We start from the raw sequence: 6,563 nt of genomic DNA, 5'->3' as shown, positions 1-6,563 counted from the left end.
GGTCGGGCGACAGGATTGGCCCGTTCAAGGGGCGGGTTGTGTCGCTGGGTGCCCAAGTCGGCTACACCTTCCACGCGGGCGAGATCCCGATCTCGACGAACGTCAGGTTTTATCGCGAATTCGACGTCCGGAACCGCTTCCAGGGCACCGCAACTTACCTGACGATCTCGGCCCCGCTCTGGGTCGCGCCGCCGAAAGCAGCCGTAGAAGCAAAGCCGGTTGTCGCGAAGTACTGACGGGCGGAGAAGCGGGCGTCTACGCTCTGGACGGTCCGGCGGGCGCTACACGGTCCGGGCGTCTGGACCATCGCGTTCGTCGAACGACCCGATACAGCCAGGGGCTTTGAGGTTCTTCCTTGCCGGTGAGTTTTTGAACGAACTTTCGCCTGGCTTGGCGATTGTCGGCGTCTCTCGCCGATCATCACGGCGGATTGGCAAGAGGCGGGACGCGAGCGTTGGACGGTTCCGCCGGCGGAGGGGTCGGTCGCGTGCTCCTGATTGGCGTGCAGCCGATCAACATGCAACTCGCCGCCTACCACAACGTCACGAAGCCGAAGGATGCCGGCAACTGGCAACTCCGGGGGCAGGTGCAGCTCCTATTCCCGAAATAAGCGCATTGAGCGTTGAAGGCCACGACTCAGTCCCGCACCGTCTGCAAACCGACCCCACTGATCTGGGCCGCCTCCGAGCGCGAGCCGCCCGCGTGGATCGCCGACAGYGCCAGCCAACGGCGGATTTGGGCCGGATTACGCGAGGCCTTCGCCAGGGCGTGCAGAGCCTCAGCGTCGAAGTCTGACCGCAGCGGCACGGGAGCAGCCGTACCATCCTCCTCAAGCTCCAAACCCAAGTACAGAATCGTGCCGAGACTTCCACCGTTATTCCGCGTGAGTCTCACTCAATGAGGCTTGGTATAAACAGAGATGAAATGCTCAAATAAAATGAGTCATTGGATCTGTGGGCTCAATTCCGCACTCCGAACGTCTGCTTGCTCACGGCCGGAGCTCGGAAGCGGACGGGCTGCAATCGGCCAGACTCGGTCATTTCGGGGGCTGAACCGAACTGCCTGGGATCGGACGCTCCCATCTTCCGCTTCGGGTCAACAGCTTCCGTCAGCATGTGAGCAGTGGATTGTTGCGAGCATAGCCGAATTCAATCCGCCACCTGCGGGACCTACCCTGGACTGTGCCGCCGAAGCACGCATTGCTGTGGGCGCGACAGGCTGATGATCCGCAGCCCGGTCCGACCCCGCTGGCCCGCAGCCACTCGCGGGGTCCGCTCAGTGACAGCGCCAGGCTGCCGCCAAGACCGGATCATCCCATGCCCCGCAAGCCCAAATCCGAAACGCTCAGCCCGATCCAGCACCTCATCCTCGCCGCCGCCGTCAGTCATCCCGAACACCGGCTCGTCCGACCCGAGGACATCAAGCCGCCGACCTACCGCTCCGCCCTTCAGGCCCTACGCCGTCGCGGCCTAATCACTGACCGCGTCGCAGGCGATAGTTCGGGACGCCGACCCGCCGGCCCCGTCCTCTCGCAAGCCGGTCTCGCCCACGTGGCTCCCGCCCGGTGCGAAGCAAAGACGGTCGCACAGCCCCAGCCGTCCGTGGTCCACTCACCACGGCCCGGCTCGAAGCTCGCTTGCCTCGTTGGCATGCTCGCGCGCCCGGACGGCGCCAGCATCGACGAGCTCATCACGGCCCAGAACTGGCTGCCCCATACCACCCGCGCCGCGCTCACCGGGCTGCGCAAGCGCGGCTATGCTCTCGACACCATCCGCACCACCGGCGCGCCAACGCGCTACCGCATCGGTGCCGACGAGCCGCAAGTCACCGACCCTATGGCGTCGCCCGCCATCGAGCCCGCGACCGAGGAGGCAGCGCGATGAGCAGCGACCTCGCATCGACCCTGATCATGCTGCCGAGCCTCAGCACGGTCGAGCTGCGAGCCGAGTGGCGCCGCCTCTTCCGCACCACGCCCCCGCTGCTCAGCCGCGACCTGCTCGTGCGCGCTCTCGCCCACCGCGCCCAGGAACTCACCCACGGCGGCCTGACCAAAGCTACGCAGCGCCGCCTGCGCGCTTTGGCGGGAGCAGGTATCGACGCTGACACGCCGCACGCAGCCGCTCCCGCGCCTCGGCCAGTCACGCTCTCGCCGGGCGCGCGTCTCATCCGCGAGTGGGGCGGGCGCACCCACGTGGTCACCGTCACAGCGGACGGCTTCGAGCATGACGGCCAGCGCTACCGCTCTCTCAGCCACGTCGCCAGCGCCATCACCGGCGCGCACTGGTCCGGGCCACGCTTCTTCGGACTGACCGGAACCCGAGGAGCCGCGCGCCATGGCTAAGCCGAAGCCGGCAGCTTCCCTCCGCACCGGTCAGCCACGGCTGCGCTGCGCCGTCTACACCCGCAAGTCCAGCGAGGAAGGCCTGGAGCAGAGCTTCAACTCGCTCGATGCCCAGCGCGAGGCTTGCGCGGCCTACATTAGTAGCCAGCGCCACGAGGGCTGGCAGCTCGTACCCGCGCTCTACGACGACGGCGGGTACTCCGGCGGCACCATGGAGCGGCCCGCCCTTAAGCGCTTGCTCGCCGACGTCGAGGCGGGCAAGGTCGACGTGGTGGTGGTCTACAAGGTCGATCGGCTCACCCGCGCTCTCTCGGACTTCGCCAAGATCGTCGAGGTGCTCGACCGGCGCGGCGCCTCGTTCGTGTCGGTGACTCAGGCGTTCAACACCACCAGCAGCATGGGCCGGCTGACGCTGAACGTGCTCTTGTCGTTTGCGCAGTTCGAGCGCGAGGTTACCGGCGAGCGTATCCGCGACAAGATCGCCGCAAGCAAGCGCAAGGGCATGTGGATGGGCGGCCTGCCGCCGCTCGGCTACGATGTCGCCGAGCGCAAGCTCGTCGTGAATGAGGCCGAGGCCGAGACGGTGCGGCTGATCTTCCGCCGCTACTGCTGCCTGCGCTCGGTGCGCCTGCTGGCGGCCGAGCTGGCGCAGGCCGGAATCCACAGCAAGGCGCGGCGCGCGGCTGATGGCGGTGCCTTCGGCGGCCAGCCGCTCGGGCGGGGCGCGCTATACGCGATGCTGGCCAACCGGCTCTATCGCGGTGAGGTGGTGCACAAGGGCGAGGCCGACAAGGACAAGCCACAGGACGCGAGAGGGGCGGATGTGAGTTCCGAGGCGGCCGGTGGCGGGGCGACACGCGCTGGTCAGCGGATCCCGGCGGCCAAGCTCGAGGCGGTGGTGACGGACCATCTGCGCGCGCTGCTCACGGACGCGAACGCGCTACAGGATCTCGCGCGCGAGCGATCCGCTCCCGAGCAGCACGCGATGGTGGTAGCAGCCGCGCGGCTGGCGGCAGAGTGGCCGAAGCTACCGCAGCTGCAGCAGCGGCAACTCCTGCAGACCCTCCTCACCCGCATTGACGTGCACGCGGAGCGGATCGAGATCGCGATCGACGGCGCTGCCCTGCTGCATTGGCTCGGCGTAGGCAAGCGGGAGGAGACAGAGGGCTCGATCGCAGCCGAGTTGCCGCTGCGGCTGATGCTGCCGGTGAGGCTGAAGCGCGTCGGCATAGAGATGCGCTTGATGCTGCCGGGCGAGGCGGCGGGTCCTGATCCGGACGCGAGCCTGGGCCGGCTGCTCGGCCGGGCGCACCGCATCCGCGAGCGGCTGACAGGTGACACACCGCTGTCGATCGATGAGGTAGCGCGGGCCGAGGGACTGACGCGCTCGTACACCACGCGGTTGCTGCGGCTGAGCTATCTCGCCCCCGACATCACGGCCCGGCTGATCGCAGGCGCGCATCCGCCCGATCTGAACGCGGTGCGGCTGATGCGGGACACGCGCCTGCCACTGGACTGGGCCGAACAGCGAGCGAGCCTGGCGATGGCCTGAGCCTCCCGCTCGACCGACACGCTCAAACACCCCGCCTTCCCCTCACATCATCATCCGAAGCGATTGAGACGAACGAGGCCCTGCGAGGCCTCGTAACGTTCGTGCTGCCATTCGGCACCGCCTGGCTGTGACATTAGCAGGCCCAGAGACGCTCCAGGGGTAATGTGCCAGGAGCGCAGGCCGAGACAGTGGTACTTGCGAAGGGCCGAAGCGAGACGGCGGCGCGAGAATGGCCCATAGATTCGGGCAGGCGCGTCTCCGGCGCTCAGCTCATGTATCCGGCCTGCGCAAAGTGCCGGCACGTCCGAGAGAATTCGACTCTCGGCCGAATGCCGACTAAACTACTGGCATAAAACAGAAATTTGGCGGAGACGGAGGGATTCGAACCCTCGATACCCATTTCTGGGCATGCTCATTTAGCAAACGAGTGCCTTCAGCCGCTCGGCCACGTCTCCGGCGCTCTGGCTCTAGAAGGTCGGATCCGGCGGGTCAACCCGATCCTGGCGGGCGGCGGCCGCGCGGCGGCGTTCCACGTGTTTGGCGACCCGCAGATGCCGCGAGATCGCGTAGTTCATCGCCGTCAGGAAGCCGTAGGTGCCGCGCACGAAGTGACGGCGGCCGAGATAGGCTTTCAGGAAGTTGCCCGGCAGCTCGACGTAGACCCGCCAGGTCGGGATCACGACGCCCCGGGCCTCCAGATCGTCCGCCTGCTGGTCGGAGTAGCGGTTCAGTTTGTCGAGCTGGTCGCCCAGCGAGCGCACCGAGAAATGGTGGATCACGCCCTTGAGCCGCCCCGGCGTCACTCCCGGGTCCAGCGCCACCCGGTCGTGGACCGGCGAGGCGGCGTAGCGGCCCCTGTCCCTCCGGTAGAGCCGGACCGGCGTCAGCGTGTAGGCGAGCGGGTGGGGGCGGCCCTCGCCGGGGAAGATCTCCGCGATGCCGATCCGCCATGCCGGCCGGCGCGGCTCCCCTGCGGCCCACAGGGCGCGGATCTCCCGGACGAGCGATTTCGGTACCACCTCGTCGGCGTCGAGGTTCAGGAGCCAGACATGCCGGCACTGCTCCTCGGCGAAGCGCTTCTGCGGGCCGTAGCCCGGCCAGGGATTGTGCACCACCCGCGCCCCGAGCGAGGCCGCCAGCGCCTGCGTGCCGTCCGTGGAGCCCGAATCGACCACCACGAGGTCGTCCGTGAGGCCGCGCACCGCCTGGATCGTGGCGCCGATCCGGTCGACCTCGTTGTGGGCGATGATGAACACCGACAGCGGCAGGCGGCCTTCGGCGCCTGCTGCCGGTGGGAGCGCCGACGCGCCCGCGGCAGCCCCGCTCACGCCAGCCAGTCCGGCACCCGGTCGAGGGCGATCAGCGCGTCGACGTCGAGGCGCGGACGCACCACGGCCGCCCGATCCCCCCGCACCAGAACCTCCGGCACGAGCGGCCGCGTGTTGTAGGTGCAGGACTGCACCGCCCCGTAGGCGCCGGCACTCATCACGGCGATCAGGTCGCCGGCCGCCACCGTCGGCATCTCGCGGTTGAGAGCGAGATAGTCGCCGCTCTCGCAGACCGGGCCGACCACGTCGGCGACGAGGCGCGGCGTCTCCGGCCCCGGCTCGAGGACCGGCCGCAGGCCGTGATAGGCCTCGTATAGGGTCGGGCGGATCAGGTCGTTCATCGCCGCGTCGACGATCACGAAGGTGCGCCCCGCGCTGTGCTTCACGTAGAGCACCCGCGTCATCAGGATCCCGGCATTGCCGACGATCATCCGGCCGATCTCGAAGACCGGCCGCAGGCCGAGGGGCGCGAAATGCGGCCGCAGGGTCGCCGCCAGCGCGGCCGGGTCCGGCGGCGGCGCGTTGTCGTCGCGGTAGGGAATTCCGAGGCCGCCGCCGAAATCGATGTGGCGCAGGGGATGGCCCGCCGCCATCAGCGCCCGGGCGAGGCCGGCGAGCAGCCGCGCCGCGTCGGCGAAGGGCGCCAGATCGGTGATCTGGCTGCCGATATGCATGTCGACCCCGTGCACCGCGATTCCCGGCAGGGCTGAAGCGGCGGCGTAGACCGCCGGCGCCCGGGTGATCGGGATGCCGAACTTGTTCTCGTACTTGCCGGTGGAGATCTTGGCGTGCGTGCCGGCATCCACGTCGGGGTTCACCCGGATCGAGACCGGCGCCTTGACGCCGAGGCCCACGGCTACCTCGGACAGGACCGCGAGCTCCGGCTCGCTCTCGACATTGAAGCAGAAGATCTCCGCCTCGAGCGCCGCCTCCATCTCGGCGCGGGTCTTGCCCACGCCCGAGAACACGATCTTGCCGGGATCCACCCCGGCCGCCAGCGCCCGCTGCAGCTCGCCCCCCGAGACGATGTCCATGCCGGCGCCCCGGGCCGCGAGGGTGCGCAGGACGGCCTGATTCGAGTTCGCCTTCATGGCGAAGCAGACCAGCGCGTCGTCGACCGCGAAGGCCTTCGCGAAGACGCGGTAATGCCGCTCCAGCGTCGCGGTGCTGTAGCAGTAGAACGGCGTTCCGACCTCCGCGGCGAGGCCGGTCAGGTCGACGTCCTCGGCGTGCAGGCGGCCGTCACGGTATTGGAAATGGTGCATCTCGGCCGTGTCTCGTCTGCGCGCCGGAGCGCGGGCTGTTTCCCGTGAAACACCCCGCCGCAGGCCTTAGCGGGCGC

Annotated in this window: 7 protein-coding genes, 1 tRNA gene and 2 pseudogenes; 6 read left to right on the top strand and 4 right to left on the bottom strand. The window is 68.7% G+C overall.

The window, feature by feature from the left end:
• The 3 genes and pseudogenes from AC1DXK_RS08665 to AC1DXK_RS08655 all read left to right on the top strand — a co-directional run.
• On the top strand, nucleotides 1–236 hold a 236-nt coding region (locus AC1DXK_RS08665; protein WP_477297451.1), incomplete at its 5' end, for a transporter.
• A 33-nt stretch (nucleotides 237–269) separates the two neighbouring features.
• Nucleotides 270–497 (top strand): annotated as a pseudogene (locus AC1DXK_RS08660) (hypothetical protein); the annotation flags it as partial.
• Nucleotides 488–610, top strand: a complete 123-nt coding sequence (locus tag AC1DXK_RS08655) for a hypothetical protein (protein ID WP_457105858.1) — start codon at nucleotides 488–490, stop codon at nucleotides 608–610. The pseudogene AC1DXK_RS08660 and the gene AC1DXK_RS08655, both read left to right, overlap by 10 nt.
• Before the next feature lie 29 nt (nucleotides 611–639).
• Here the strand turns inward: AC1DXK_RS08655 and AC1DXK_RS08650 are convergent.
• A pseudogene (locus AC1DXK_RS08650) lies at nucleotides 640–855 on the bottom strand (IS630 family transposase); the annotation flags it as partial.
• 461 nt (nucleotides 856–1,316) lie between these two features.
• Here AC1DXK_RS08650 and AC1DXK_RS08645 point away from each other — a divergent pair.
• The 3 genes from AC1DXK_RS08645 to AC1DXK_RS08635 are packed head-to-tail and all read left to right on the top strand — an operon-like array spanning nucleotide 1,317 to nucleotide 3,893.
• Entirely contained in the window at nucleotides 1,317–1,883 is a 567-nt protein-coding gene (locus AC1DXK_RS08645; protein WP_457105859.1) for a DUF3489 domain-containing protein, read from the top strand.
• Nucleotides 1,880–2,341 carry a DUF2924 domain-containing protein gene (locus tag AC1DXK_RS08640; RefSeq protein WP_457105860.1) on the top strand — a complete coding sequence of 154 codons (462 nt, stop codon included), beginning with the start codon at nucleotides 1,880–1,882 and terminating at the stop codon, nucleotides 2,339–2,341. The genes AC1DXK_RS08645 and AC1DXK_RS08640 overlap by 4 nt, the downstream gene beginning before the upstream one ends.
• Nucleotides 2,334–3,893 (top strand): recombinase family protein, encoded by a 1,560-nt coding sequence (locus AC1DXK_RS08635; RefSeq protein WP_477297448.1) that lies wholly within the window; start codon nucleotides 2,334–2,336, stop codon nucleotides 3,891–3,893. Before AC1DXK_RS08640 ends, AC1DXK_RS08635 begins: the two co-directional genes overlap by 8 nt.
• A gap of 363 nt (nucleotides 3,894–4,256) precedes the next feature.
• Here the strand turns inward: AC1DXK_RS08635 and AC1DXK_RS08630 are convergent.
• From AC1DXK_RS08630 to lysA, 3 genes are all read right to left on the bottom strand, one after another.
• Nucleotides 4,257–4,348 (bottom strand) — tRNA-Ser (locus AC1DXK_RS08630).
• Nucleotides 4,349–4,360: 12 nt separating this feature from the next.
• A complete protein-coding gene (locus tag AC1DXK_RS08625) occupies nucleotides 4,361–5,221 on the bottom strand; it encodes a glycosyltransferase family 2 protein (RefSeq protein ID WP_457105862.1) in 861 nt (286 codons plus the stop codon).
• Nucleotides 5,218–6,486, bottom strand: coding sequence for a diaminopimelate decarboxylase (gene lysA, locus AC1DXK_RS08620; RefSeq protein WP_477297446.1), 1,269 nt, complete (start codon nucleotides 6,484–6,486; stop codon nucleotides 5,218–5,220). Before lysA ends, AC1DXK_RS08625 begins: the two co-directional genes overlap by 4 nt.
• Nucleotides 6,487–6,563: the final 77 nt, after the last annotated feature.

It is taken from the genome of Methylobacterium sp. P3_A11 (assembly GCF_056403155.1).
Note: the sequence above shows the minus strand (reverse complement) of the source record. Positions and strands in the feature narration are given on the sequence as shown.